Consider the following 24,967-nt stretch of genomic DNA (forward strand, 5'->3'; position numbering starts at 1 on the left):
TATGGATTTTAAGGCATTACTTCATCAAATAAGTCAAATTTATCAAAAGCTTTCACTAAAACAAAAGATCGTTGCAGGCAGCTCGATCGTCTTAGTAGTGGCTTTTTTGGTATTTTTAACGCTTTACAAAAGTAAAAGTGATAGCTTTGCAGGATATAGCGTCCTTTTCGAAAACATCAGCCCAAGCGACTCAGCCTTAATAGTCGATCAGCTAAATAAAGATGGCATAAAGTATAAACTAGCAAATGAAGGCACTATCCTTGTGCCAACAAGCGATGTGTATAAAGAGCGTATCGCGGTTGCAACGCTTGGCATACCAAAAGAGAGCAAGATCGGCTTTGAAATTTTTGACAAGCAAGAATTTGGAGCTACTGATGCCGAGCAAAGGGTTAAATTTCAAAGAGCGCTTGAGGGCGAGCTGGCTAGAACGATCGAGAGCCTCTCGTCTATCCAAAAAGCAACCGTAAGAATAGCCATACCAAAAGAGAGCGTTTTCACTGAAAGACAAGCACTTCCGACCGCTTCTATCGTAGTTGAGCTAAAGCCAGGCGTTAGTTTAAATGCGAAGCAAATTTTTGGCATTAAAAACCTAGTTGCTGCCTCTGTTACAAATTTAAGCACCGAAAATGTAAAGATAGTAAATCAAGACGGTGTTGCACTTGGCGATGAAGACGGTGAGTTTGATAGTGATGCCATAGCTCAGCAGATCCGCTATAAGCGCGAGTTTGAAAATAATTACGAGCAAAAGATAGTAAATGTCCTAGCTCCTATCGTAGGTGGGGCAGATAAGGTCGTAGCAAAGGTAAATATCGACTTTGACTTTGACAAAAAAGATACAAAAAGCGAAGTCTATGACCCAAATAACGTCGTTAGAAGCGAGAGTAATATCGAGGAAAAACGCCAAGGCTCATCTCCAAATGAAGTGGGCGGCGTCCCAGGTGCGGTTAGTAACATAGGTCCAGTTCAAGGACTAGATGACAGCACTTTAAAAGAGCAGTACAACAAAAGCTCGCAGCAGACGAACTACGAAATTTCAAAGAAAGTGACAAATGTCAAAGGGCAGTTTGCTAGCATAAACAGAGTAAGCGCAGCTGTCGTTATAGACGGACTTTATCAGAGCAAAAAGGACAAAGATGGCAAGCCAACTGGCGAGCTTGAATTTGCCCCGCTTACCAAAGAGCAAAGAGAATCAATCACAAATTTAATCAAGCAATCAATCGGCTACAATCAAAATAGAGGCGATGAGGTGAGCTTGGATAACTTCGAGTTTAAAACTGGCAAAGATGTCAGCACTGGCGAGAAGATGGATGGCTTTATGAATAACTACGTGATGCCTTTCTTGCCACTACTAAAATACATCTTTGCGGCGCTGCTACTCTACATCTTCTACAAAAAAGTCATCGTGCCATTTATGCAAAAGATGCTTGAAGAGACGAAAGAAGAAGAGGAGCAAGCCCAGGACGATCTTGAAGATATCGAGATGGATGCTGAAGATACGCTCGAGAAATTTAAAGCCGCTCGCAAGAAGGTCGAGGAGCAGCTTGGTCTTAGCGGTGAATTTAACGAAGACGAGCTAAAATACGACGTCCTTCTTGAAAAGATGAAGACGATAGTCACTGAACGAAGCGAGGAAATTTCAAATTTACTCCAAGATATGATTAAAAACGATAGTGACTTTAACATGCGTAAGGAAATTTGATGTCTATAAAACTAACCGATAAGCAAAAGATAATATATGACGATCTTTCAATGCCAGAAAAGATCGCTATTTTACTAATCCAGCTTGGCGAAGAGGCGACAGCTCTTATGTTTTCTCATATGGATGTTGATATCATCACTGAAATTTCGGGCTACATAGCGACTTCAAAAAATATAGACAAGCAAGTAGCAGGCGCTATCTTGGAAGAATTCTACGCTCTCATGCAGTCAAATCAATATATGAGAAGCGGTGGCTTAGAGTATGCAAAAGAAATTTTATACCGCACATTTGGTCCAGAAGCTGCTCAGAAAATTTTAGATAAGCTTGCTAAAAGCATGGAAAACTCAAAGAGCTTTGGCTATCTTGATAAGATAAAGCCACAACAACTCGCAGACTTCATCGTAAAAGAGCACCCTCAAACTATCGCGCTAATCCTAGCCCACATGGACTCAACAAGTGCCGCCGAGACACTAAGCTTCTTCTCAGATGAGCTAAGAAGCGAGGTCGTGATCAGGATGGCAAACCTTGGCGAGATCAGCCCATCAGTCATCAAGCGTGTCTCAACTGTGCTTGAGGGCAAACTTGAAAGTCTCACATCTTACAAGGTTGAGGTTGGTGGCCCAAGAGCCGTGGCAGAAGTGCTTAACAGACTTGGCCAAAAAGCTAGCAAAAGCACCATTGAGCGCATCGAACAAAGCGATGATAAGCTTGCTACAACGATTAAAGAGCTTATGTTTACATTTGAAGATATTATCAACCTTAATGCAACTGCAATTAGAGAAATTCTCAAAAATGTCGATAAAAAAGATCTTATGATCGCATTTAAAGGAGCTAGTGATGGCATTAAGGATAAATTTTTATCAAATATGTCTCAGCGTGCAGCCGAAGCATTCAAAGAGGAGATGCAATACCTTGGCGCTGTGCGTGTAAAAGACGTTGAAGAGGCGCAAAGACGCATCGTTGAGGTCGTTCAAGGTCTAGCTGATCAAGGTGTCTTCCAAGTTGGCGAAGCAGATGAGATGATAGAATGAAAAGTAGCGTAATAACAAGTGAGACCTCACCGGCTCACTTTATAGAAAATTATAGATTTAAGGTGCTTGGGACCACCGAGAGGGCTCAAGATGTTTTGGTAAATGAAAACATAAGCACAGAGTTGGCTGATCAAAGCTTGGAGCAAGGCGGTGAAAATTTTGCGCCGCAAAGTCAGCCAGTTCACCAAATGCAGCCAAGCATGCAAAGCCATTTTGGCTCTCAGCCTCAGCCAGCTCACCAGCCTGGATTTGACTCAAGTTTTGTCGAGGAGCTGCTTAAAAAGACAGATGAGCTAAGCAGCAATATCATCAAGCTTCAAATGCAAATAGAAAATCAAGAGAGCGAATTTGCAAAGCGTCTTGAAGCTGAGATTGCCCGTGCAAAAGAGGATGGCAAAAACGAAGGCATCGCTCAAACAAACGCCGCAAACGAGGCAAAGATAAAAGAGCTTGAGGCTAAATTTAACGCTTCAGCTGCAAAGTTAGATGAGCAGTACGCTAAATTTGATGAGTTTTTGAAAAAGAGCGAAGACGAGCTTGGCCAAACTGCGATAAAGATCGCAAAAGAAGTGATAGAAAAAGAGGTCTCAACGGCTTCTAGCCAGATCGCTCATCACCTAGCAAATTCGCTTATAAAAGAGCTAAGCGACGTAAAAAATATAGAAATTCGCGTTAATCCAGAAGATAGCGACTATCTAAAAGAGCAGTTTAGTAAAAACGAACGCGTAAAAGTAAGCGCTGATGATGCCATAAGCAAGGGTGGCGTGGTGATAATAAGCGAGGGCGGAAACATAGATGCGACGATGCAAACAAGGCTTGAAAAGCTAAAAATGCTGGTAAATAATGAATAAAGACGTTAAAAGCCTAAATGTCGATGAGCTAAACGCGCTTTGCCACGACATCAGAGATAAAATTCTATCCACCGTTAGCAAAAATGGTGGTCATCTTAGCTCAAATATCGGCGCAGTCGAGATCATCGTTGCGATGCATAAAATTTTTGACGTTACAAAAGATCCGTTTATCTTTGACGTGAGCCACCAAAGCTACGCGCATAAGCTACTAACTGGGCGCTGGGATAGCTTTGACACGCTTAGGAAATTTAACGGCATCAGCGGCTACACAAAGCCAAGCGAGAGCAAATTTGACTATTTTGTAGCAGGCCATAGCTCAACGTCTATTTCGCTTGCAGTTGGCGCTGCAAAGGCGATCAGGCTAAAAAATGAAGAGCGCTTGCCAGTAGCTGTCATAGGCGATGGCTCGCTAAGTGGCGGCATGGCGTACGAGGCACTAAATGAGCTGGGGGATAGAAAATATCCTTGCGTCATCATCCTAAACGACAATGAGATGAGCATAAGTAAGCCAATAGGCGCGCTTAGCAAATATCTAAGCCAGATGATGGCAGGGCAGTTTTATCAAAAATTTAAAGGCAGGGTTGAGCGCTTTTTAAGCTACATGCCAGACTCCGCAGCCTACATGGCTAGACGCATGGAGGAGGGCATCAGACTCATCACTCCTGGCATGTTTTTTGAAGAGCTTGGACTTGAGTATATAGGCCCAGTCGATGGGCACGACCTTTCAGCGCTTCTTAGCACATTTGAAACAGCCAAAAATATGAAAAAGCCAGTCATCGTGCACGTGCAGACGCTAAAGGGTAAAGGGTATGAATTTGCCGAGGGTTACTATGAAAATTGGCATGGAGTTGGGCCGTTTGATCTAAAAAGTGGCGAATTTATCAAAAGACAGTCAAACAAGTCAGCCACGGCGATCTTTAGCGAGCATCTTTTAAAGATGGCAAGAGAGCACAGCGATATCGTTGGTGTAACGGCTGCGATGCCAACAGGCACTGGCATGGACGCGCTCATACATGAGTTTCCAGACCGCTTTTGGGACGTGGCGATAGCCGAGCAGCACGCAGTCACCTCGATGTCAGCCATGGCAAAAGAGGGCTTTAAGCCATTTGTTGCGATATACTCGACCTTTATGCAAAGGGCCTACGATCAGGTCATCCACGATGCTTCTATACTAAATTTAAACATCACATTTGCGATGGATAGAGCGGGCATCGTGGGCGAAGACGGCGAAACGCATCAAGGTGCTTTTGACATTAGCTTTTTAAACGCTGTGCCAAACATGGTTCTTTTTGCTCCAAGGTGCGAAGAGAGTATGAAAAATGTTATGGAATTTGCCTACTCTTACAAGGGTGTTAGCGCGTTTAGATATCCGCGTGGGGCGTTTATCTTAAGAGATGAGTTTAAAGCTAAGCCACTTGAGTTTGGCAAGGGTGAAATTTTGGCTGACGCAAAGAGTGACATCGCGTTTTTAGGCTATGGTAACGGCGTTGGCAGAGCAAATTTGGTTAGAAATTTACTAGCTGGCAAGCTCGAAGCTATCCTTGTTGATCTAGTCTTTGTAAAACCACTTGATAGTGAGCTTTTGCTGGATCTTGCAAAACGCACTAAAAAGTGGTATATCTTTAGTGATAGCACTAAAAAAGGCGGTGTTGGCGAGATCGTAAGTGCGTTTTTACAAGAAAATGGCATATCAAATGTAAGCGTTGTTAGCTTTGAGTATGGTGATAAATTTATCCAGCATGGCTCGACAGCAGAGGTTGAAAAGAGCCTTGGCATAAGCGCTGAACAAATTACCCAAAAATTACTAGAGAATAATTAATATCATTTAATAAAGAAACGTTTAATATTACTTTTGCTAGCATAAAGCAAAAATTTGTATAGGGGAAAATTATGCAATATGTATCGTTGCTAAAACAGTCTGGGCTTAAAGTAACGCCGCAGCGTCTTAGCGTTTTGAGAATTCTTGATCGTCACACACATCCAACGATCGATGAGCTTTATGATGAAATTTTGAAAGAAAATCCATCAGTTTCGCTCGCAACTGTCTATAAAAACCTAAACACTCTAAAAGACGAGGGTCTAGTGGTTGAAGTAAATATCGTCAATCAAAAGGCGAGATACGACATTTACGAGCATCCGCACATCCACGTGGTTTGCGAAAACTGCGGTAGCGTCGAGGATATGAGCTATGATGACTCAGAGCTTGGCAAATACCAAGAGGCGCTTGAAAAAAAGATCTGTAACATCATCGAGCGCCTAAATATCGTTGCTAGCGTAAAAAGCTGTAAACACTGCCGATAAGGCAAAATTTATGTTGCATTATGCAACATAAATTTTTTTCTTCATAAAACACTTCAAACAAGCCTGAAATTAGCATTTTTCTCATTATTTTAAGCACTAACTTGCTAAAATAAGCAAAAAATTTCGGAGAAAAATGTGGGTTTGGAGATAGAGCGTAAATTTTTACTCAAAAATTCTCAAATTCTAGATTTTCTAAAAGATGCTGGAGTAGTTTTTAAGCACCTTGAAATTTCTCAGTTTTACACCAAGATCACGCAAAATGAAGAGATCCGCTTCAGAAGTGAAGAGGGTAAATTTATAAAAACGATCAAGGTTGGCAAAGATCTTATAAGAGAAGAAAATGAGGAATTTTGTGAAAAGGCGGAGTTTAAAAAGGCTCTAAAAAACCGTATCGGACGCGTAATCACAAAAGATAGATATATCTTTAGACTAAATAATAATCCCTGCAATATCGATATCTTTAAAGATGACTTAAACGGACTTTGCACATTTGAGATCGAATTTAGTGATGAAAACGAGGCTGTCTATTTTAAATTGCCAGCTTTTTTGGAGCAGTTTTGCCAAGCTGATGTCACCTGCGATAAAAGATATAAAAACAAATTTCTAGCTATTCACGCAAACGAAAATGAACAAATCGACTACAAAAGAGTCTACAATGTCTTTAAAAACAAAGAAATTTCGCCAAATTTTACTGCGAATTTAAAAAGTGGCGAGGCACTTAGAGCTTTGTTTTTAAGCATATATAAAGATATAAAGAGGCTAAAGAGCGACTATTTGCAAGATCACGATGAAGAAATTTTACATAGCTTACGCGTAAATTTAAGAAAAGTTAGGTCGTTACTTAAAATTTTTAACGGAGTTTTTGATGAGAAAGTGACGCTCTTTTTTGGAGAGAATTTTAAAATTTTGGCAAATTCAACCAATAAAAAGCGAGACTTAGACATATTTTTAGGCTTTTTAAGCGAGCAAAAGCACGCAAATGAGCTAATTTACTTTGTGCAAAAGGCTTTAAATTTAGAATACGAAAACGTTAAAAGCTACCTTAGTGACGAGGAAAACTACGCATTTTTAAAAGAGTGGGAGATATTTTTAAACGAGGGCGAGTTTTATAGATCAAGGCTCTTTGATGTAAGCCTTTCACGCCTTGGCTCGTTTAAGCTAAGAACGCTTATGGTATTAGCTCAAAAAAGGCTAAAAAGCCTAGATCAAGACTGCCCAAATGAGAGCTTTCACAAGATCAGGATCGAGCTTAAAAAGGTGAGATATACCTACGAGTTTTTGAGTGAGATTTTTTATTTTGACGGGCTTAAAAAGTATGAAGAGCGGCTAAAAGATATGCAAGAGATCTTTGGTGCGCTTCAAGACTACGACGTCTGGCTTGGCATCTTAGAGCGTTTGCCAGAGGCTGCTGGCAAGGAAAAGCTAGAGAGTAAAATTTACAAACAAATTTACAAAACTAGAGAAGAGATACTAAAAAAGCGGCTTAAATTTATAAAAGCAACTCGCAAGATCTCGCGAAATTTAAAAATTTACTACATATAAAGGTCTAAAATTTATGCAAAAACAAGAAAAAATAGTTGATATGTTTAACCAGATCGCTCCTACGTATGACGTCGCAAACAGGGTGCTAAGCCTTGGCGTGGATGTGAGCTGGAGGAAATTTGCCTGCAGGTATATGCTAGAAATTTTTAAAAATAAAAGCATAAATATCGTGGATGTGGCTTGCGGCACTGGCGATATGATGGGGCTTTGGAGTGAAATTTCAAAAGAATTTGGCGTAGAGGTGAAAAGCCTAACTGGCATCGACCCATCAAGTGGCATGCTAAAAGAGGCGAGGGCGAAATTTCCAAATTTTAAATTTATAGAAGCCTACGCTGATAATACAACGCTTACAAGTGGCGAGGCTCAAATTTTAAGCATAAGCTACGGCATCAGAAACGTGGTCGAGCGAAAGGCTGCGCTTAGAGAATTTAATAGAGTGCTTGCCCCAGATGGCTACGTTGTCGTGCTTGAATTTACAAAGCGCCAGAAAAAAGGCTTAATAACTGCGCTAAGAGATTTTTATCTAAGTAAAATTTTGCCAAGCATAGGCGGCTTTATCTCAAAAAACAAAGAGGCATACGAGTATCTGCCAAGCTCGATAGAAAATTTCTTGGACGCAAAGAGCTTTTGCGATGAGCTAGTTGATGCCGGCTTTGAGATAGAGCTTTGCAAGGGCTTTAGCATGGATATCTCAACGCTATTTATCGCTAAAAAGGTCAAAGAGATCAATGCTTAGCGTATCTGAGCTAAACGAAAAAGCAAAGGCGCTGCTTGAATCGACACTTGATTATGTCGAGGTAAGTGGCGAAATTTCGCGCCTTACAAAGCACGCCTCTGGGCACTGGTACTTCACGCTAAAGGACGAAAAGTCAAGCATCTCAGCTGTGATGTATCGCATGAATAACCAAAAGGTGAAATTCTTGCCAAAAGAGGGACTAAAGGTCAAAATTTATGGCAAAGTGACCATTTATTCGCCAAGTGGGTCGTATCAGCTAGTGGCTAGTGCGATGCTGCCTGATGGCGAGGGTGAGCTTGAGCTTGCGTTTAGGCAGCTTAAAGAAAAGCTCGAAAACGAGGGGCTTTTTGACATCGGTGCAAAAAAAGAGATACCAAATTTACCTAAGAAAATAGCCCTTGTCACAAGCGCCACTTCAGCCGCGCTTCAAGACATGCTAAAGGTGGTAAGAAGTCGCTGGAGGCTAAGTGAAATTTATATATTTGATGCGCTAACTCAGGGTGAAAGTGCCCCAAGCTCGCTTATAAAAGCCTTACGCAGAGCCGATAAATACGGCGTTGATGTGATCGTTTTAGCTAGAGGAGGCGGCAGCAAAGAGGATCTTTGGTGCTTTAACGACGAGGGTCTAGCACGTGAAATTTACGCTACCAAAACGCCAGTCATAAGTGCTATCGGCCACGAGATTGACTACGTCATAAGTGACTTTGTAGCAGACCGCAGGTCGCTTACGCCAAGTGCAGCTATGCTTGATCTACTGCCTGATGAAGAGGCGTTTTTCCAGTATCTTGATAGGCTTAGCGACGATCTTGATAGCGCTTTAAATTTAAAGATCACAAAGAAGCAAAATTTATTAAATTTACTACTTTCTAAATTTTCATCAAATGCTCTAAAAGCTAGGATCGAGCTAAAATTTAGCGAGGTAGCAAACAAGCAAAATGCCCTAACTAACGCTGTTTCAAGGAAAATTTTAGTTCTTGGCTCAACCCTTGGCTCTTTGGAGAAAGCCTACGAGATGAGGGGGCTCTTTTTTGAGAGCACGAAGGGGCTTATCGAGGTTAGAAAAGATGGCAAGAGAGCTGATCTTAGGGATTTAAAAATAGATGATGAGATCGAGCTTATCTCGCAAAATACACATAAAAAAGCAATTATCAAGGAGTAAAAATGAGTAGAAAAATCAACTTTAGCGCAGGCCCAAGCGCGATACCACTAGACGTTTTAGAGCACGCAAAGGCCGAATTTACCGACTATAGAGGCGAGGGCTACTCGATCATGGAGATCAGCCACAGAAGTAAGACCTTTGAGGAGATCCACTTTGGCGCGATGGATAAGATAAGAAAGCTTTATGGCATCGGCGATGAGTATGAAATTTTATTTTTGCAAGGTGGCGCGCACTTGCAATTTAGCATGATACCGATGAATTTATATCAAGGTGGCAAGGCGCAGTACGCAAACACCGGCGTTTGGACAAACAAAGCGATCAAAGAGGCAAAAGTGTTTGGCGTAAATGTAGATGTCATCGCAAGCAGCGAGGATGAAAATTTCTCTTACATCCCTGAGTTTAAATTTAGCGATGACGCTGACTACGCCTACATCTGCTCAAACAACACTATTTATGGCACGCAGTATAAATCTATGCCAAAGACCAAATCGCCCCTAGTTGTCGATGCTTCGAGCGACTTTTTTGCTAGACCGCTTGATTTTAGCAGTATCGGCTTGCTTTATGGTGGCGCTCAGAAAAATGCAGGCCCAAGTGGCGTGACTATCGTCATTTTAAGAAAAGACCTAGTTGATCGCGTGAGCAGCCAAAACGTCCCTATGTTTTTACGCTACAAAACGCACGTAGAGGCAAACTCACTTTACAACACACCGCCAACTTTTGGAATTTATCTTTTAAATTTAACCATGCAGCACCTTCTAGATCTTGGCGGACTTGCCGAGGTTGAGAAGATAAACGCCAAAAAAGCAAGCACGCTTTATAATATCATCGATAGCTCAAATGGCTTTTACGTGGGACATGCCAAAAAATCAAGCAGGTCAGATATGAACGTGAGCTTTACGATACCAAAAGATCATGCGCTTGAGCCAGTTTTCGTCGAAGAGGCGCTAAAAGAGGGCATGCTTGGACTAAAAGGTCACAGACATCTTGGGGGCATAAGAGCCTCTATCTACAACGCCGTTAGCCAAAGCGACGTTGAGAAACTTGGCGAGTTTATGAGAGAATTTGCCAGAAAGCACGGCTGATGAACAAGGCAAAAAAAGCTTACGATGAAATTCCTTATTTCTCGGCTGCATTTAGCGACTGCTCACCCGTTAGGATAGAGGCGGTCGCTAAATTTTTAGGCTTAAAGGCGGCAAATTTAAAAGACGCTAGAGTGTTTGAGCTTGGTTCATCATACGGTGGCAATATCTTGCCATTTGCCGTCTCGCACAAAGAGGCAAAGGTCGTTGGCATCGACATCTCAAGCCACCAAGTAGAAGAGGGCAACAAGATCGCAAAGAAGATGAATTTAAAAAATTTCACACTTCTTGAGCGTGACTTTTTACACATGAATGAGCACGATATCAAAGAGTTTGGCGAGTTTGACTACATCATCGCTCACGGCGTTTATAGCTGGGTGAGCCCAAACGTAAGAGACGCGCTACTTGCAACGATAAAGGCGCTACTTAGCAAAGATGGCATCGCCTACGTCTCTTATAATACCTACCCAGGCTGGAAGAGCCTTGATATCTTAAGAGATTTCATGCTTTTTGCGAGCGCAAATAGGGGCGATAAAGACTCACTTCCTCACGTCAAAGAAGAGTTAAATTTCTTGCAGGATTATTTGAAATTTAGCCTGCAAAACCAAAGCGACGTCGTCTATAAAGATAGTATGAAGCTACTTTTGACGCAGCTAAATTTCTTGCAAGGCATCATCGCAAAGGGGAGTGATTATTACATTTTGCACGACTTTTTGGAGGCGAGTAACGAGCCAACTTACTTTAATAAATTTGCTAGGCACATCGATAAACACGGACTTTGCTACGTCATAGATGCCTCACTAAACGATATCTTTGCAAGCTCGACTGGGATCTACCGCTTTGACGCGCACATCGAGCAAAGCTACAACACTCGCATCAAAAAAGAGCAGCTAAACGACTTTTTGTTTAATAGATCCTTTAGAAAAAGCCTCATCGCGCACAAAGAAAGGCTTGAAGGCGCTGATGATTTTGACGCGGTGCTTGGCGAGAGTGAGCTAAATAGCCTAAATTTTGCCTATTTTAGCGAACAGCCAAGGACAAAAACGCAAGAAATTTTAAGCAAAGCCTATCCGCAAAGTCTAAATTTAAGCGAAGTAAAGGCTGCACTTGGTGAGAGTGAGAGCGAAGCATTTATGGGGCTACTTGAAATTTTAAATGATCAAAACACTAAAATTTCATCATCAAAGCTTATTGCGCTTGATTATGAGCCTAAAAAAACTAGGCTAAAGCCTAGAGCAGCAGCGTATCTAGGGTATTTTTTGGAGGCTAGTTTGCCAGTTATTTCTTTGGCAAATGAGCTAAACGGTAAGCTTAGTTTAAGCGTTGAAGAGATCAAAGCTGCATTGAAATTTGACGGCAAAGCTGGCTTTAAAGAGATCGCAAAGGGCGTAAATTTAAGCGAAGATGAGCTAAAAGAGCTTGCTTTTAAACTAAGCGAAGCTTACTTTTTTGAAGAAATTTAAAAAGAGCGTGGCAATTTAGCCATGCTCTTACTCAAAAAACATATCTTTTAATATCAAACATATCATCGCTATGTAAAAGACCAAAAACCATTTTTTAAGTGTTTTTTTGTCGGTATTTTGCGTCTTTTTGGTGCCAAAGTATGCGCCTATTAGCGAGCCAAGGCCTAAAAATGCGCCCTCAGCGTATGAGATATGGCCATTTAGCGAGAGTGAGATGAAGCCCGCAATGGCCGCAAACATAACGAAAAACACGCCCATTGAGACCGCTTTTTTCAGCTCATAACGCAAAAAGCCTACCAAGATCGGCGCGATAAAGACGCCTCCGCCGATACCGATACTAATGGCAAAAACGCCAACAAAAACGCCAACTAAAAATAGCAAAAAGAGCGAATTGTTTGCATTTGAGCCGTCGCTGTTTGGCGAAAAGTATAGCTTTATAAGTGAGAAGACAAAAGTTGCTAGAAGCATAGACTCAAGTAAGAGTGCAGGCGCGTGCGATACGATGATACCGCTAAAGCTAGCTCCAACCAAGCCTCCAAGCCCCAAAAATACGCCGCGGTTTAGCTTTAAAAGTCCAGCTTTGTAGTTTAGATACGAGCCAAATGTCGCACTAAAGATCATCTGCATGACGCTTATGCCAATGGCAGTTTTCACGTCGTATCCGAAGGCGACCATTATAGGAACGACGACCGTGCCGCCACCGATGCCAAAAAAACCAGCGATGTAACCAACGCCGATACCTAATATAAAAAGTTCTACAAAAAGCATTTTTTCTCCCTTGACTGGTGCAAATTTTAGCCAAGGGGCTCTTAAAAAAATAGTAAAAAAGGCGTAAATTTAAAAATTTAGCCAAAATTCTAAAAAGTAAAAGCGAAAATTTTTTATAATCAAGAAAAATTTAAAAGGAAAAATATGCTCTTAGAACAACCACTTTTTTATTATGAAGCGATCAGAGAGAAATTTAAAAATAGCTACCTTGCTGAAGATAAGACGCAGACGATAATCGGCATTGACTGCGAATATATCGATGAAAAAGATATGGACTTTTACGGACTTAGAAGCTACTTTGATACCAATCGTAACAGATCACTCGCACCTTTTGCTGGGCTTTTTGGCGTTTTTGCTTATGATGGCGTGAGATATTTCGAGTATATAGGCGAAGAGAAAACTAAAAAATATGAATTTCCAAAATTTATCTACGCCGATGCTAAAGCATATCTGCACTTTGATAAGATGAGTAAAATTTACACTTTTTATGGAGATAAAGAGAGATATTATGACTTTTTGTTAAATTTAAAGGCTGAGTATAAGGGCGAAAAAGAGTGTGAATTTAGCATAAAAACTGACCTTAGTAGCGAGAAGAAACACTTTGAAGATATGGTTGAAGTTGCAAAAGAATACATAAGAAGCGGCGACGTCTTTCAGGTGGTGCTTGGTGAGCTGCTTGAAATTTCAACGAATATGAGCAGCTTGGACTTTTACAAAAAGCTAGCTAACGCAAATCCAAGCCCATATATGTTTCATTTTCCTACGCCTTATGGCGATGTGGTCGGCTCATCACCTGAGCTTGTTTTTGAGATGAAAAGTGAGCAAATTTTTGTAGCACCAATCGCTGGCACAAGACCAAGAGGAGGCGATGCAAATGCTGACTTGGCGCTTGAAAATGAGCTTTTAAGTGACGAAAAGGAGCTCGCTGAACACAAGATGCTAATCGATCTTGCAAGAAATGACATCGGCAGGGTTTCAGAGCCAAAGAGCGTGGTCGTGAAAAATGCGATGCATATCCAGAAATTTGAAAAAGTGATGCACATCGTTAGCGATGTCTATGGCAAGTGCGCTAGGGAGCTTAATCTTTTTGACGTGCTAGCTAGCATCTTCCCGGCTGGTACGCTAAGTGGTGCGCCAAAGATCAGAGCGATGCAGATAATCAATGAGCTTGAAATTTTTGAGCGAAATATCTATGGCGGGGGCATTGGATTTTTGCATTTTAACGGCGACGCACAAGTGGCGATCCTCATCCGCTCAGCCATCTTTGTGCCAGCTAAAAACGGCTTTAGCGACGTCTTTGTCGGAGCTGGAGCTGGCATAGTCTATGACTCAAAAAGTGAAAAAGAGTATGCTGAAATTTGCCACAAACGAGCCAGCGTGGTAAATGTCTTTAAAAATAGCGCAAAAGAGGTTTAAATTTACAAAGTAGGAGCTTTCATGCCAGGGCAAAATTTGATCCTGGCCCTAACGATCCTATTTTTCGTTGGTGCGCTAAACGTTGGTAAGATGAAATTTTGCTTTGATGAACGCATCCAAACAAATGCGATGGCAAATTTTACGCAAATTTATGAGTATGAAAATTTACATATCAAAAAGGGTGAGCGTCTTGGAAATTTCGAGCTTGGCTCAACTATCGTCATACTTAGCGAAAAAGATGCAATCGAGTACAACCTCTTTGAAAACAAAGAGCTTAAATTTGCTGAAGCTATCGGCAGGATAAAAGAGTAAATTTGGTCCAAAGCTAGCCTGATGCAAAATTTACAGGCTAGTTAAATTTCTATTTTTACCTATGTTGTTTTGATAATAAATTTGATCTACTGGCAGCTTAAATAAATTCAAAAACCTGCAAATCCTTAGCCAGAATTTGATTAAAATCGCTTTGCTAAAACGCAAGCTACTTTAAATCAAAGCGGCAAATTTCCCAGCAAAAATTTAAATTTTATCTCACATAAATTTACTAAAGATATAAGCCTATAAATTTAGTTCAAATTTATAGGCTAAGCAAAACTCAAACCTTAAATTTTATAAATTTAAAGTTGCTCTTTAGTTCATTTTGTGTCGAATTTATCTCGCCAAGCTCTGATTTTACGAAGTTTGTAAGCTCTATCTTGCTCACACTTGGAGATAGGATTTTTATATACTCTTTTTGGTTTTTAAGCTCTAAATTATTGCTAAAAAGAAGCACTCTAGCATCTAGCTTTAGCCCAGTTCTAAGCTCAGATATCGTAGCTAAAAGCTCTTTTATATCAAAGCCCTCCGCTGCTTCATCCACAAGTGCTAGCGAGCAAGGTTTTGTCTTTATCTTTATCAAAAGCTCACTAAAGCTATTTGCGACCTCAAGCGTGTTTTGAAACTCGCCAAGAGCGCCAGCAAATATCTTATTTTCAAGCTTCGTGCTCTTGTAAATCACTATATTTTCATTTTTACTAAAGTATCTATTTTCTTTACTTGGCTTATAGTTTTTTATAAATTTAGGCAAAATTTGATTTAGCTCATCTTTGCTAAAAGGCTTTCTGATCTTCTCATCAAAAGCTGGCAGCAGCTCTCTTTCAGGGATATTTGAGGTATTTGAGACCACGGCGACTAAATTTAGCTTCTCTTCTTGAAGCGATCTTATCTCTTTTACGAAATTTACCACGCCATTTTCAAAAAATGAAGCATCGATAAAGACTGCGTTAAATCTATTTAAAAGAAGTGCTTGTTTAAGTTCTTTGTGGCTGCTAACGCCTATGACTTCGCAGTCTAAGAAGCTAAAAGCGCGCGAAAACATCTCAAGACTAAGCGGGTTTTTATCGCATAGCAAAAAGAGCACTTTCTCTTCAGCCAAGCTCTCGCCCCTATTTTTCTCCATATAGACAAGCCGCGCAACGCTAAGTGGCGTGAGCGGATCTTTTAGCAGGACAGCATTTTTTATATTTATATTTTTACTAGCACTCTGCCTTGCAAAGACGATGTCGTAGTTTTTCGCTAGTGCTTGATTGTTTGAGATGATATTTTGAAACCTAAGCCCCATATCTTCTAAAGTAGCTGCGAAAAATTCATTGTATTTTGCATTTATATCAGGCAGATATGCGATCCTTAGCTCGTGATTTAGGCTGAAATTTTGCAGTTTTTGCACCTTTTTTAGGCTAAGGATAAATTTAAACTCATTGCCAGCTCCGCCAAGCGTGCTTATATCAAGGTTTGAGTTAAAAAGCCCTAGATAAAAGCTAGCAAGTCTGAGATAAAACTCGCTCTCTTCATCGTTTATCTCGCTTTCATCTTCTGCGCTTAAAGCCTTTATCTGCTCTTCATTTATGAAAATTTGATTTGTCCTTATCTTTGTTTCGATGAGCAAAAGACCGCTTTGGCTAAGGGCGTCGCTGACATTTTTTATCTCCACTATCAAGTTGGCAAATTTATCGCATTTTGTCACGATAGCTTGCATGATAGAGCCAAATACAACGCTTATCTTCTCGCTATCTCCCTCTAGCTCGTCGCTAATGTTTGCGTCAAGATAGGTTAAGAAATTTAGCTTTTTCTCTTGCGTGAAAGGTATCTGCGCTTCAAGGATGTTTGAAAATAAAATTTGTGGGTTAAATGGCTTTAAATTTAGTCCAACCTCACCATTTCTGCTATCAAGCAAGCCTTTTATATTGCTGTAATTTATCGCTATTATTTGGCTATTTTTTTCTAAATTTTCAAAAAGAAGCTCATTTTTTACCACATTTTCATCTTTTTTTAGGGTAGCGACCGAGCTAAATATCTGCTCTTTTGCTTGATAAAATTTCTTACTTAGCCTAACAAGCAGTCTATCTTTTATCGCAGCAAAGCTTCTTTCTTGCTCATACTTTTGAAGTAGCTCTTTATATAGGGTTATGAAGCTTTCTATTAAATTTTGTGGATTTCTATCACCTCTTTTTAAAATCTCATCTCTTACAAGCTTCATTTTTTGGTTTAAATTTTCTAGAGCTTTTAGCCAGATGTATGTTTTATAGCCAGCGTAAAAGAGCCAAAGCGATAGAAAAAACATCAAAAATGTTAGAGAAAGCACCTTTACTCTAAAGTTATCATTTAGTCTCTTTAGCTCGTCACTTAAGACATTTGCTATCTTGCTGAAAAGCTTAGCTCTATTGCTTTCAAAGGTATATATCTGCAAAATTTCATCACGTGTTAGCTCATTTTTTAGCTTTAGCTTAAGGCGGATCTCGTCATAGCCCTGAGAGGTCTCTATATTATCAAGCCTATCTATATCTCTTATTATGTTGTCTTTTATGTCGCCATTTGGGAGTAAATTTGCATTTATATCGTTGTATTTAAGGCTATCTAGAGATTGTTTTAGCGAACTTTCGGTAATTTTTTCTTTACCCATAAGCACAGCCAAGATATGCTCTTTTGTGGTATTTACGTTTTGAAGCAGCTCATAGGTTCTAAGTAAAGAGAGTATATGACGCTTGATATCAATGTCTAAAGCAACATCTCTAAATAAAATTTGCCCACTTTCAACAGCAGAATTTGCTAACTCAACAAAGCTAAGAAACGAGAGATTAGAGCTCTCCCAACTTGCATTTGCGTTTTTTAAAACTTCATTTAGCCTATCTCTTATCCTTTTATCATCTGGTGTGTTAGAAAGGCTGTTTGATAAACTTTTTACAAACAAATTCTTAGCAGCATTTGCCTCTCTTAAAGCCGTCTCGTCTTGTGGCGACCTAGTTTTTTCATATCTTTCGTAAGCAATTCTTTCTGAAACGATCGCATCTAAGGTTTTTCTTATCAAACTTTCTCTTTTTACCTCGCTATTTATGCCATAAGAGATCCTAAATTTATCAAAGTAGAGCGCGCCACTATAAAAGCAAGCGAAAGCTGCCAAAAATATCGGCAAAAGAACTAAAAATTTACTAACCCTCATTGCCAAGCCTTTTTGAAAATTTATTGCAAAGTGTGCTTATTTCGCTTAGTCTTTCATTTATCTGAGCGATTTTTTTAATCTTGTTTGGTCTGGTAAGTAGCGCATCGAAATTTGCCACAAGCGGAGTGATCTTTAAATTTAGCGCTGGCTCTTTTAAGATCTTTATGCTCTCTTCTAAAAATTTAGTATCTCGCGCTTGCACCGCACTTTGGATAAAGATCATCTTGTCTTTGGCTTTGCTTAAAAATATACCAAGATAGGTCGCAAACTCGCTTTTGCTTAAATTTAAAAAGCTAGCTGTCTCGCTAAACCAGCTCTCGTTTAAGATCTCTTCTTCTTTATCCAAAAGCTCTTTTTCATCGACCTTTAAATTTGGCAAGCGAAGCTTTGTCTTTGCTTTCATCGCAGCTTGCTGGTTTTGGCTGTAAATTTCTGTTTGATCGAGGATTAAAAGCTCAAAATACTCTTCATTTTTTACTGAGCTGATCTTTGAAAATTTAAGCGTAGCATTTAAAATTTTGCCGTTTTTGGTCTTTAAATTTACTCTTAAATTTGGTCTTTTAGCTAGATAATCTATAAAAACTCCAGACTCTTTGTAGTCTAAAACTAGCTCGTCAATGTCTTTATGTTCGCTTAAAAACTCCCTTATATCTTTAAATTCAAGCAGACCAAGAGAGATATCTCCCATCGCTAAAATTTGACCGTTTTTGTCGTATATTATCACTTCAAATTTCCTTCTTTGAGCGTTAAAAGCTTTGCTGCTACGCTTTTGTTTGTTATTTTTGCCACTTCGTCTAAATTTGCTTCGCTGATTTTATCAAAACTTCCGTAAAAGCTGATTAATTTCGCGATACTGCCCTCAGAAACGCCAGCTTGTCTTAGCACTGATCTTTGCATATCGTTTTTCTGCCTTGTTTTTCTGTGAAAACTGATGACAAATCTATGGCTCTCATCGCGCATTTTTTGGAAAAACTGCAGCTTTTTATCGCTCGTGCTTAGGCTAAAGCTGCCATTTTTTGTATAAATTTTATCTTTCGCCTCGCCCTTTGCGCGGTGAGCTTTGGCGTCTATTTTTTCTTTTGAGATAGCGATCACATCGACGTTTGCGCCACTACTTGCTAAAATTTCGCAGGCTAAGCTTAAAAGTGCCTCGCCTCCGTCAATGACCCAAAGATCAGGCGGACCAAGCTTGTCAAATCTAAGTGCTCTAGCTGTTAGGCTCTCTCTCATCTGATCGTAGTCGTTTTTGGAATTTAGATGCATGTGGCGGTAGTTTTGATTCGCCCACTCGCCATGCTCATAGCGCACCATCGCCCCGACACTTGCCTCGCCAAAAAGGTGCGAGTTGTCGTAAGCCTCGACCACGTAAGGCGTGTGAGCTAGATTAAAATACTCTTTTATCTCGTTTAGTAGCTCGTTATCGTGCGTTTTTAGGTATTTTTCGATGCTAACTTCAGCGTTTTTTGTAGCGATCTCGCAAATTTTACGCTTATCGCCTATTTTTGGGCAAGTGATGCTAAATTTACGCCCAAATCTCTCGTTTAAAATTTCTTCAACAAGCTCGCTATCTTCAAAGTTTTCATGGACGTAAATTTTGGTGCTGATTATTGGCTGACCAGCGATAAAGCTTTTTAAAATGGCCTGTTTATAAGCTTCGTTTATCTCGTCTTTTTGAGCGTTTTTAGCCTGCGTGATATCGGTTTTTACGCCTGTTATCTTGCCACTTTGCACGCTAAATCTCACCGCGCAGATCATATCGTGCACGCAAGCGACCGAGTAGGCCTCAAAGTCCTCAAGCTTGGCTAGATCAACCTCGACCTTTGTTTGCATATTTTTAAGCGTCTGCATCTTATCTCTAGTAGCGGCTGCTTGCTCGTAGTCTTCGGCCTTGGCGTAGTTTAGCATGAGCTCTTCAAGGCGAGCGATTAGCAAATTTGGATTTTGCAAAGCGGCTGTGGCGTCAGCAACTATTTTGGCGTAGCTCTCTTTTGAAATTTTACCCTCACATGGGGCGTAGCAACGTTTTAGCTGGTGAAAAAGGCAGGCTTTTTTGCCTTTTATGCAGGACTTTTTTTGAACGAGATTGAAATTTAGATAAAGTGCTTCAAGTAGCTCTCCTGCTCCACTAAAATATGGCCCAAAATAGCGTATATTTGAGCCTTTTACCACCTTTCTAGTGATCTCAAATCTCGGAAATTCGTCATTTAAATTTATAAAGATATAAGGGTAGGTCTTGTCGTCACGAAGCAAGATGTTGTATTTTGGCTTAAGCTGCTTGATGAAGGAATTTTCAAGTATGAGCGCGTCTGCCTCGCTTGGTGTGACGATGTATTCAAGATGCACGGCCTCGCTTATCATCTTTGAAATTCTCGGGCTTAGCTTTTCAGCTGGGGCTAGGCTTGGAGTAAATTTAAAGTAGCTTTTGACCCTGTTTTTTAAAATTTTGGCCTTGCCAACATATAAAAGTCTGTTTTGAGCGTCAAAATACTGATATACGCCAGGCTCATTTGGAAGCGTTCTTATCTCGTCTATTAGCATCTTGCCTGCTCGTTTTTCTTTAGCAAAATTTCTCTTAGCTCTTCAAATTTCTTATAAATTTGCTCATTTTCTGCCAAATTTTTAAACTCGCCCTTGCTTGCTGGCATTATAAAATTTGATCTTTGCGGGGTTTGCGGCGTGAAAAATTTTAAAAATTTAGTCACGATAAATCTTATATTTTCCTCTTTTTTGTTTTTTATATAGTTTATTTCATTAAGCGGTTTTGGCTCGATGACGCTTGCAAAAATGCTATCTTTTTTGACCTTGCAAAATGTTTTTAATAACTCTTTTATATCATTTATACTACTATCACGTCTAAGCTCCAAAAGCCCTGAGGGATGAGTGAGAACGAAGGTTAATATACCTTCTCTAACATAGCAAAAAGCTATGTAAAATCGCTTTGCTTTACCCATGAGGCGCAGAAGCTCTCGGCACTCGTCTGCCATGCTTAATTTTTCTTTATACAAAGGATTTTCGTGGATAGCATCTATCATAAATTTGGCGTTTTTCATAGGCTTATCTTATCATCTTTTATTTTAATTTTCGCTCTTTTTGCACTTAGTGGCTGCGGCTACAAGGACGATCCATTTTATGGCGATGCACCTGTAAAAGAGAAAAAAACTGACAAGATCAATAAAATTTGATCTTAAATTTGGCGTAAGATAAAAATGTAATGCAAGCTTAATAAATTTAACTAACCTAAATTTTAGGCTCATTTAAGTAAAATACGCAAATTTTTATCTTACAAGGAGAGTATATGAGGTTATTTGGACTTCTAAGTTTGTTTTTTGCTATAGCCTTTGGTGCTGACGGAGAAGCTGCGGCTATTGACTTAACTACTACATGGGCGGGAATTTTATCGCTTATCATTTTTGTTGTTGGATATTTTTTCATAGCAGCAGAAGAGAATTTTCACATCGACAAGGCAAAACCTGCCATTTTTATCGGCACTTTTATGTTTCTACTTATCGGCGTTTATATGCTTATAAATGGCATGGATGTGCATTTGCTAGAGCACGAGGTAAATCACCTGATCTTAGAGATAGCTCAGATCGTCTTTTTCTTAATGGTAGCGATGACATTTATCGAAGCACTAGTTGAAAGAGATGTATTTAACGCACTTAAATACAACCTAGTTTCAAAAGGCTACACTTACAGAAAGCTATTTTGGCTAACTGGAATTTTGGCATTTTTCATTAGCCCAGTGGCTGATAACCTAACAACAGCGCTTATCCTATCAACTGTTCTTTTAACGATAGATAGAAATAATACAAATTTCCTAGTCGCAGGTGCGATAAACATCGTCGTAGCAGCAAACGCAGGCGGCGCATGGAGTCCATTTGGCGATATCACTACACTTATGGTTTGGGCAGCTGGCAAGTCACCATTTTTAGACTTTTTTGCACTTTTCCCAGCTTCATTTATCGGCTGGTTTGTGACAGCGTTTTTACTTTCACGCATCGTGCCAAATACTGCGCCTCATTTTGACGTCGCAAATGAGCCAAAAGTGGTTATGAAAAAGGGCGGTAAAGCGGTTATCTTTATAGGTGCATTTACTATCTTTTGTGCAGTTATGATGCACCAGTTATTTCACTTACCAGCGATGTGGGGCATGATGTTTGGCTTCTCACTGCTTAGCCTTTACACTTACTATTTCAAAAAAGCTCACAAAGATGAAGAGCCTATGAACGTCTTTCACTACATGTCAAAGATCGAAAATAACACGCTATTTTTCTTTTTCGGAATTTTAGCTGCAGTTGGCGCTCTTCACTTTGCTGGATTTTTAAATTACGCTGTGTCACTTTATGATAAATTTGGCTCAACACCTGTAAATATCGGTGTTGGCTTCCTCTCAGCAGTCGTTGATAACGTCCCTGTTATGTCAGCTGTGCTAAAAGCAAATCCAGCCATGGGAGCTGATGTAGGCGAGTCTATGAGTCAGTGGCTACTTGTGACACTTACAGCTGGTATCGGTGGTTCGATGATCAGTTTTGGCTCAGCAGCTGGTGTTGGAGTAATGGGTAAATTAAAAGGAATTTATACCTTTGGTGCGCATATGAAATATGCATGGATGGTAGTTTTGGGATACATCGTATCACTCATTGTTTGGTATGTGCAGTTTGAAATTTTTCACATCTACTTTTAAAAGGTTATAAATGAACAATACGATTATAGTTTTGGACTTTGGTTCGCAGTATACTCAGCTAATAGCTAGAAGGCTAAGAGAAGAGGGAGTTTATACTGAAATTTTGCCATTTAACGCAAAGCTTAGTGAGATAAAAGCGAAAGAGCCAAAAGGTATCATTTTAAGTGGTGGTCCAGCTAGCGTTTATGCTAAAGATGCTTACTTTTGTGATAATGGCGTTTTTGAGCTAAATATCCCTATACTTGGCGTTTGCTACGGCATGCAGCTGCTTGCTCACACGCATGGTGCTGAGGTTTTAGCAGCTGATCACAAAGAGTACGGCAAGGCTGAACTTAGCGTGGTAAAAGAACACGATCTTTTTAAAGATACACCTTCAAAACAAATCGTATGGATGAGCCATAGCGACTATGTAAAAGACCTGCCAGAGGGCTTTGAGGCGATTGCGGTCAGCGAAAATTCGCCTTATTGTGCTTTTGGTGATGATAAACGTAAATTTTATGCGATCCAGTTTCACGCAGAGGTACAACATAGCGAGTATGGCACGCAAATTTTAAAGAATTTTGCTAAATATATCTGCGGCTGCGAGAGCACATGGAACATGGGAAGCTTCGCTAAAAACAAGATAGACGAGATAAGAAAAACAGTGGGCACTCACAAGGTGCTTTGCGCAGTTAGTGGCGGCGTGGATAGCTCTGTGACTGCAGCACTTTTGGCGGCTGCTGTGCCTGAAAATTTGATCCTTGTTTTTGTCGATAACGGACTTCTTAGAACAAACGAAAAAGAGCAAGTTGAAGCCACATTTAGAACAAAGCTTGGTGTTGAGCTAGTTAGCATAGATGCGAGCGAGATATTTTTAGGTCGCTTGGCTGGCGTCGTTGATCCTGAGAAAAAACGCAAGATCATAGGTGAGACATTTATAGAAATTTTTGAAAAAGAGGCTAAAAAGCATGGCGATGTAAAATTTCTAGCTCAAGGCACTCTTTATACTGACATCATCGAAAGCTCAGTCGTTGGCTCAAGTAAGACCATAAAGAGCCACCACAACGTTGGAGGCTTGCCTGACTGGATGACGTTTGAGCTAATAGAGCCTTTAAGAGAGATTTTTAAAGACGAAGTTAGAAAGCTAGGACTTGAGCTTGGACTAAGCCGCGAGCTAGTCTTCCGCCATCCTTTCCCAGGACCTGGCCTTGCTATCCGCATCATGGGCGAGGTAAATAAACCAAGCCTCGAGCTACTTCGCAAAGCCGACGTGATCTTGCGCGATGAGCTAAAAAGTAGTGGCTGGTATAACAAAACTTGGCAGGCATTTTGCGTACTTTTAAATGTAAATTCTGTTGGCGTTATGGGCGATAACCGCACCTATGAAAACGCTGTTTGCGTGCGCGTAGTCGATGCGAGCGACGGCATGACTGCAAGCTTTTCAAGGCTACCTTATGATCTACTTGAAAACGTAAGCCGCCGCATCATAAACGAGGTAAATGGCATAAACCGCGTAGTCTATGACATCTCAAGCAAGCCACCTGCAACTATCGAGTGGGAGTAAATTTAAAGGTGGTTTGCCACCTTTTGCTCTTTTAAATTTGTAAATTTAATCTCTTAAAAATTTTCTCCGTAAATTTAATTTTAACTGGCTTTTTGTTTATAAATTTTTTAGTTAAATTTGTATTGTTTAGGGTTGCTGAGCGAGTTTTTTGACACTAGAGAAGCAACCATCATCGGCTCACGTGTGGGTTATAGAAGTTATAGCGGAGATAGGTTTCCGATAATCGGCGCCTTGCACGATGAGAAGTTTTACAAGCAAAATTACAAGAGGCTATTTTGGAGTAAAAATAAAGATAACAACAAAAAAGCAAGCTACGAAAAAAATCTCTTTGTAAATTTTGCTCATGGCTCAAGGGGACTTGGCACAGCGATACTTGGAGCAAATTTGATAACCGATCTTGCGCTTGCTCGCCCACTTTGCATAGAAAGATCGCTTTTTTACGAGCTACACCCTGCTATATTTTTGATAAGAAAGCTAAAAAAAGGACTAAAATAGTCAAATTCCTTAACATAAGTTAAGAACTGTTATCAAAACTTGCATTATAATCCTTCGCAAAAAGGATACAACTTGAACAAAATTTATAATCTTGATAAAGATACAAAGATAGTTGAAAAAAGCGTCGTTAGTAAAAGGCTCTTTCAAAACAAAAACGCAAGTGTAGATATATACGCATTTGATGAGGGCGAGGAGCTTGATCACGAGATGCTTTTTATAGACAGCCTTGCCTTCGTCATTGACGGCGAAGCGCAGCTTGAATACGGCGAAAAGCAGATGAAGCTTGGACGCGACGAAGCCTGCCTTATCGAGGCAAAAACTTGGCGAAAGCTCAAATTTACAAAGAAAACAAAATATTTACTAATAGATTTTAAGGAGAATGTTATGATAGATCATTTAGACAAAGCGAGTGTTTTTAGCCTCGCAGATGCCGTTAGCTACGAGAGTGGCAAGATAGTTAGCAAGACGCTTGTCAAAAACGAAAATGGCTCGATGTCGCTGCTTAGTTTTGACAAAGATCAAGAGCTCTCGACCCACGCAGCACCAGGCGATGCGCTACTTATCGCGCTTGATGGCGAGCTTGATTTAAAGATAGCTGACGAGAGCTTTCATCTTGTAAAGGGCGATAGTATCGTGCTTCCAGGTAAGATCCCACACGGCCTAAAAGTGAAAGACAAATTCAAAATGCTTCTAATCGTCACAAAAGACAAAATGTAAAAATAAGCCCT

Annotated in this window: 20 protein-coding genes and 2 pseudogenes; 17 read left to right on the forward strand and 5 right to left on the reverse strand. The window is 40.1% G+C overall.

The genetic code is table 11. From position 1 onward, the window contains the following. Nucleotide 1 precedes the first annotated feature (1 nt). From fliF to FZ945_RS00140, 10 genes are all read left to right on the forward strand, one after another. On the forward strand, nucleotides 2-1,699 hold the full coding sequence (gene fliF, locus FZ945_RS00095) for a flagellar basal-body MS-ring/collar protein FliF (RefSeq protein WP_148801639.1): 1,698 nt from the start codon (nucleotides 2-4) through the stop codon (nucleotides 1,697-1,699). Continuing rightward, nucleotides 1,699-2,730 carry a flagellar motor switch protein FliG gene (gene fliG, locus FZ945_RS00100; protein WP_021087878.1) on the forward strand — a complete coding sequence of 344 codons (1,032 nt, stop codon included), beginning with the start codon at nucleotides 1,699-1,701 and terminating at the stop codon, nucleotides 2,728-2,730. The genes fliF and fliG overlap by 1 nt, the downstream gene beginning before the upstream one ends. Then, the gene (gene fliH, locus FZ945_RS00105) at nucleotides 2,727-3,581 is read left to right on the forward strand and encodes a flagellar assembly protein FliH (RefSeq protein WP_148801641.1); all 855 of its coding nucleotides are present in this window, start codon (nucleotides 2,727-2,729) and stop codon (nucleotides 3,579-3,581) included. The genes fliG and fliH overlap by 4 nt, the downstream gene beginning before the upstream one ends. Next, nucleotides 3,574-5,400: a 1-deoxy-D-xylulose-5-phosphate synthase gene (gene dxs, locus FZ945_RS00110; RefSeq protein WP_148801642.1), complete on the forward strand. Its 1,827-nt coding sequence runs from the start codon at nucleotides 3,574-3,576 to the stop codon at nucleotides 5,398-5,400. The genes fliH and dxs overlap by 8 nt, the downstream gene beginning before the upstream one ends. A 71-nt stretch (nucleotides 5,401-5,471) precedes the next feature. Continuing rightward, nucleotides 5,472-5,882: a Fur family transcriptional regulator gene (locus tag FZ945_RS00115; protein ID WP_148801644.1), complete on the forward strand. Its 411-nt coding sequence runs from the start codon at nucleotides 5,472-5,474 to the stop codon at nucleotides 5,880-5,882. Between the two features lie 135 nt (nucleotides 5,883-6,017). Continuing rightward, nucleotides 6,018-7,424 carry a CYTH and CHAD domain-containing protein gene (locus FZ945_RS00120; RefSeq protein WP_262367118.1) on the forward strand — a complete coding sequence of 469 codons (1,407 nt, stop codon included), beginning with the start codon at nucleotides 6,018-6,020 and terminating at the stop codon, nucleotides 7,422-7,424. 13 nt (nucleotides 7,425-7,437) lie between these two features. Continuing rightward, nucleotides 7,438-8,160, forward strand: a complete 723-nt coding sequence (gene ubiE, locus FZ945_RS00125; RefSeq protein ID WP_148801646.1) for a bifunctional demethylmenaquinone methyltransferase/2-methoxy-6-polyprenyl-1,4-benzoquinol methylase UbiE — start codon at nucleotides 7,438-7,440, stop codon at nucleotides 8,158-8,160. Further along, nucleotides 8,153-9,319 (forward strand): exodeoxyribonuclease VII large subunit, encoded by a 1,167-nt coding sequence (xseA, locus tag FZ945_RS00130; RefSeq protein ID WP_148801648.1) that lies wholly within the window; start codon nucleotides 8,153-8,155, stop codon nucleotides 9,317-9,319. Before ubiE ends, xseA begins: the two co-directional genes overlap by 8 nt. A 2-nt stretch (nucleotides 9,320-9,321) precedes the next feature. Continuing rightward, nucleotides 9,322-10,401, forward strand: a complete 1,080-nt coding sequence (serC, locus tag FZ945_RS00135; protein WP_148801650.1) for a phosphoserine transaminase — start codon at nucleotides 9,322-9,324, stop codon at nucleotides 10,399-10,401. Then, nucleotides 10,401-11,861, forward strand: coding sequence for a methyltransferase regulatory domain-containing protein (locus FZ945_RS00140; protein ID WP_148801652.1), 1,461 nt, complete (start codon nucleotides 10,401-10,403; stop codon nucleotides 11,859-11,861). The genes serC and FZ945_RS00140 overlap by 1 nt, the downstream gene beginning before the upstream one ends. A 27-nt stretch (nucleotides 11,862-11,888) precedes the next feature. Here FZ945_RS00140 and FZ945_RS00145 read toward each other — a convergent pair whose 3' ends face one another. Beyond that, nucleotides 11,889-12,629 (reverse strand): sulfite exporter TauE/SafE family protein, encoded by a 741-nt coding sequence (locus FZ945_RS00145; RefSeq protein WP_103598330.1) that lies wholly within the window; start codon nucleotides 12,627-12,629, stop codon nucleotides 11,889-11,891. Nucleotides 12,630-12,773: 144 nt separating this feature from the next. On the opposite strand from FZ945_RS00145, the gene FZ945_RS00150 reads away from it, so the two are divergent. After that, entirely contained in the window at nucleotides 12,774-14,045 is a 1,272-nt protein-coding gene (locus FZ945_RS00150; RefSeq protein WP_148801654.1) for an anthranilate synthase component I family protein, read from the forward strand. Nucleotides 14,046-14,102: 57 nt separating this feature from the next. Then, nucleotides 14,103-14,357, forward strand: a pseudogene (locus tag FZ945_RS00155) (phosphatidylserine decarboxylase); the annotation flags it as partial. 280 nt (nucleotides 14,358-14,637) lie between these two features. On the opposite strand, the gene FZ945_RS00160 reads toward FZ945_RS00155, so the two are convergent. The 4 genes from FZ945_RS00160 to FZ945_RS00175 are packed head-to-tail and all read right to left on the reverse strand — an operon-like array spanning nucleotide 14,638 to nucleotide 20,501. Then, entirely contained in the window at nucleotides 14,638-17,517 is a 2,880-nt protein-coding gene (locus FZ945_RS00160) for a DNA-binding transcriptional response regulator (protein ID WP_148801656.1), read from the reverse strand. After that, a complete protein-coding gene (locus FZ945_RS00165; RefSeq protein ID WP_148801658.1) occupies nucleotides 17,507-18,241 on the reverse strand; it encodes a hypothetical protein in 735 nt (244 codons plus the stop codon). Before FZ945_RS00165 ends, FZ945_RS00160 begins: the two co-directional genes overlap by 11 nt. After that, complete coding sequence (gene uvrC / locus FZ945_RS00170) at nucleotides 18,238-20,055, reverse strand: excinuclease ABC subunit UvrC (RefSeq protein WP_148801660.1); 1,818 nt, start codon at nucleotides 20,053-20,055, stop codon at nucleotides 18,238-18,240. Before uvrC ends, FZ945_RS00165 begins: the two co-directional genes overlap by 4 nt. Continuing rightward, complete coding sequence (locus tag FZ945_RS00175) at nucleotides 20,049-20,501, reverse strand: hypothetical protein (protein WP_148802019.1); 453 nt, start codon at nucleotides 20,499-20,501, stop codon at nucleotides 20,049-20,051. The genes uvrC and FZ945_RS00175 overlap by 7 nt, the downstream gene beginning before the upstream one ends. A gap of 30 nt (nucleotides 20,502-20,531) precedes the next feature. Between FZ945_RS00175 and FZ945_RS09710 the strand changes: the two genes are divergently transcribed. From FZ945_RS09710 to FZ945_RS00195, 5 genes and pseudogenes are all read left to right on the forward strand, one after another. Beyond that, nucleotides 20,532-20,699, forward strand: coding sequence for a lipoprotein (locus tag FZ945_RS09710; RefSeq protein WP_002940093.1), 168 nt, complete (start codon nucleotides 20,532-20,534; stop codon nucleotides 20,697-20,699). A 113-nt stretch (nucleotides 20,700-20,812) separates the two neighbouring features. Further along, nucleotides 20,813-22,201 carry a sodium:proton antiporter NhaD gene (gene nhaD, locus FZ945_RS00180; RefSeq protein WP_148801662.1) on the forward strand — a complete coding sequence of 463 codons (1,389 nt, stop codon included), beginning with the start codon at nucleotides 20,813-20,815 and terminating at the stop codon, nucleotides 22,199-22,201. A 10-nt stretch (nucleotides 22,202-22,211) separates the two neighbouring features. Then, the gene (gene guaA / locus FZ945_RS00185; protein ID WP_148801664.1) at nucleotides 22,212-23,744 is read left to right on the forward strand and encodes a glutamine-hydrolyzing GMP synthase; all 1,533 of its coding nucleotides are present in this window, start codon (nucleotides 22,212-22,214) and stop codon (nucleotides 23,742-23,744) included. Between the two features lie 135 nt (nucleotides 23,745-23,879). After that, nucleotides 23,880-24,239 (forward strand): annotated as a pseudogene (locus FZ945_RS00190) (bifunctional tRNA (5-methylaminomethyl-2-thiouridine)(34)-methyltransferase MnmD/FAD-dependent 5-carboxymethylaminomethyl-2-thiouridine(34) oxidoreductase MnmC); the annotation flags it as partial. A 72-nt stretch (nucleotides 24,240-24,311) separates the two neighbouring features. Next, on the forward strand, nucleotides 24,312-24,956 hold the full coding sequence (locus tag FZ945_RS00195; protein WP_103581887.1) for a cupin domain-containing protein: 645 nt from the start codon (nucleotides 24,312-24,314) through the stop codon (nucleotides 24,954-24,956). The last annotated feature ends 11 nt before the right edge of the window (nucleotides 24,957-24,967 follow it).

It is taken from the genome of Campylobacter concisus (genome assembly GCF_902460535.1).
Taxonomy (GTDB): Bacteria; Campylobacterota; Campylobacteria; order Campylobacterales; family Campylobacteraceae; genus Campylobacter_A; species Campylobacter_A concisus_AS.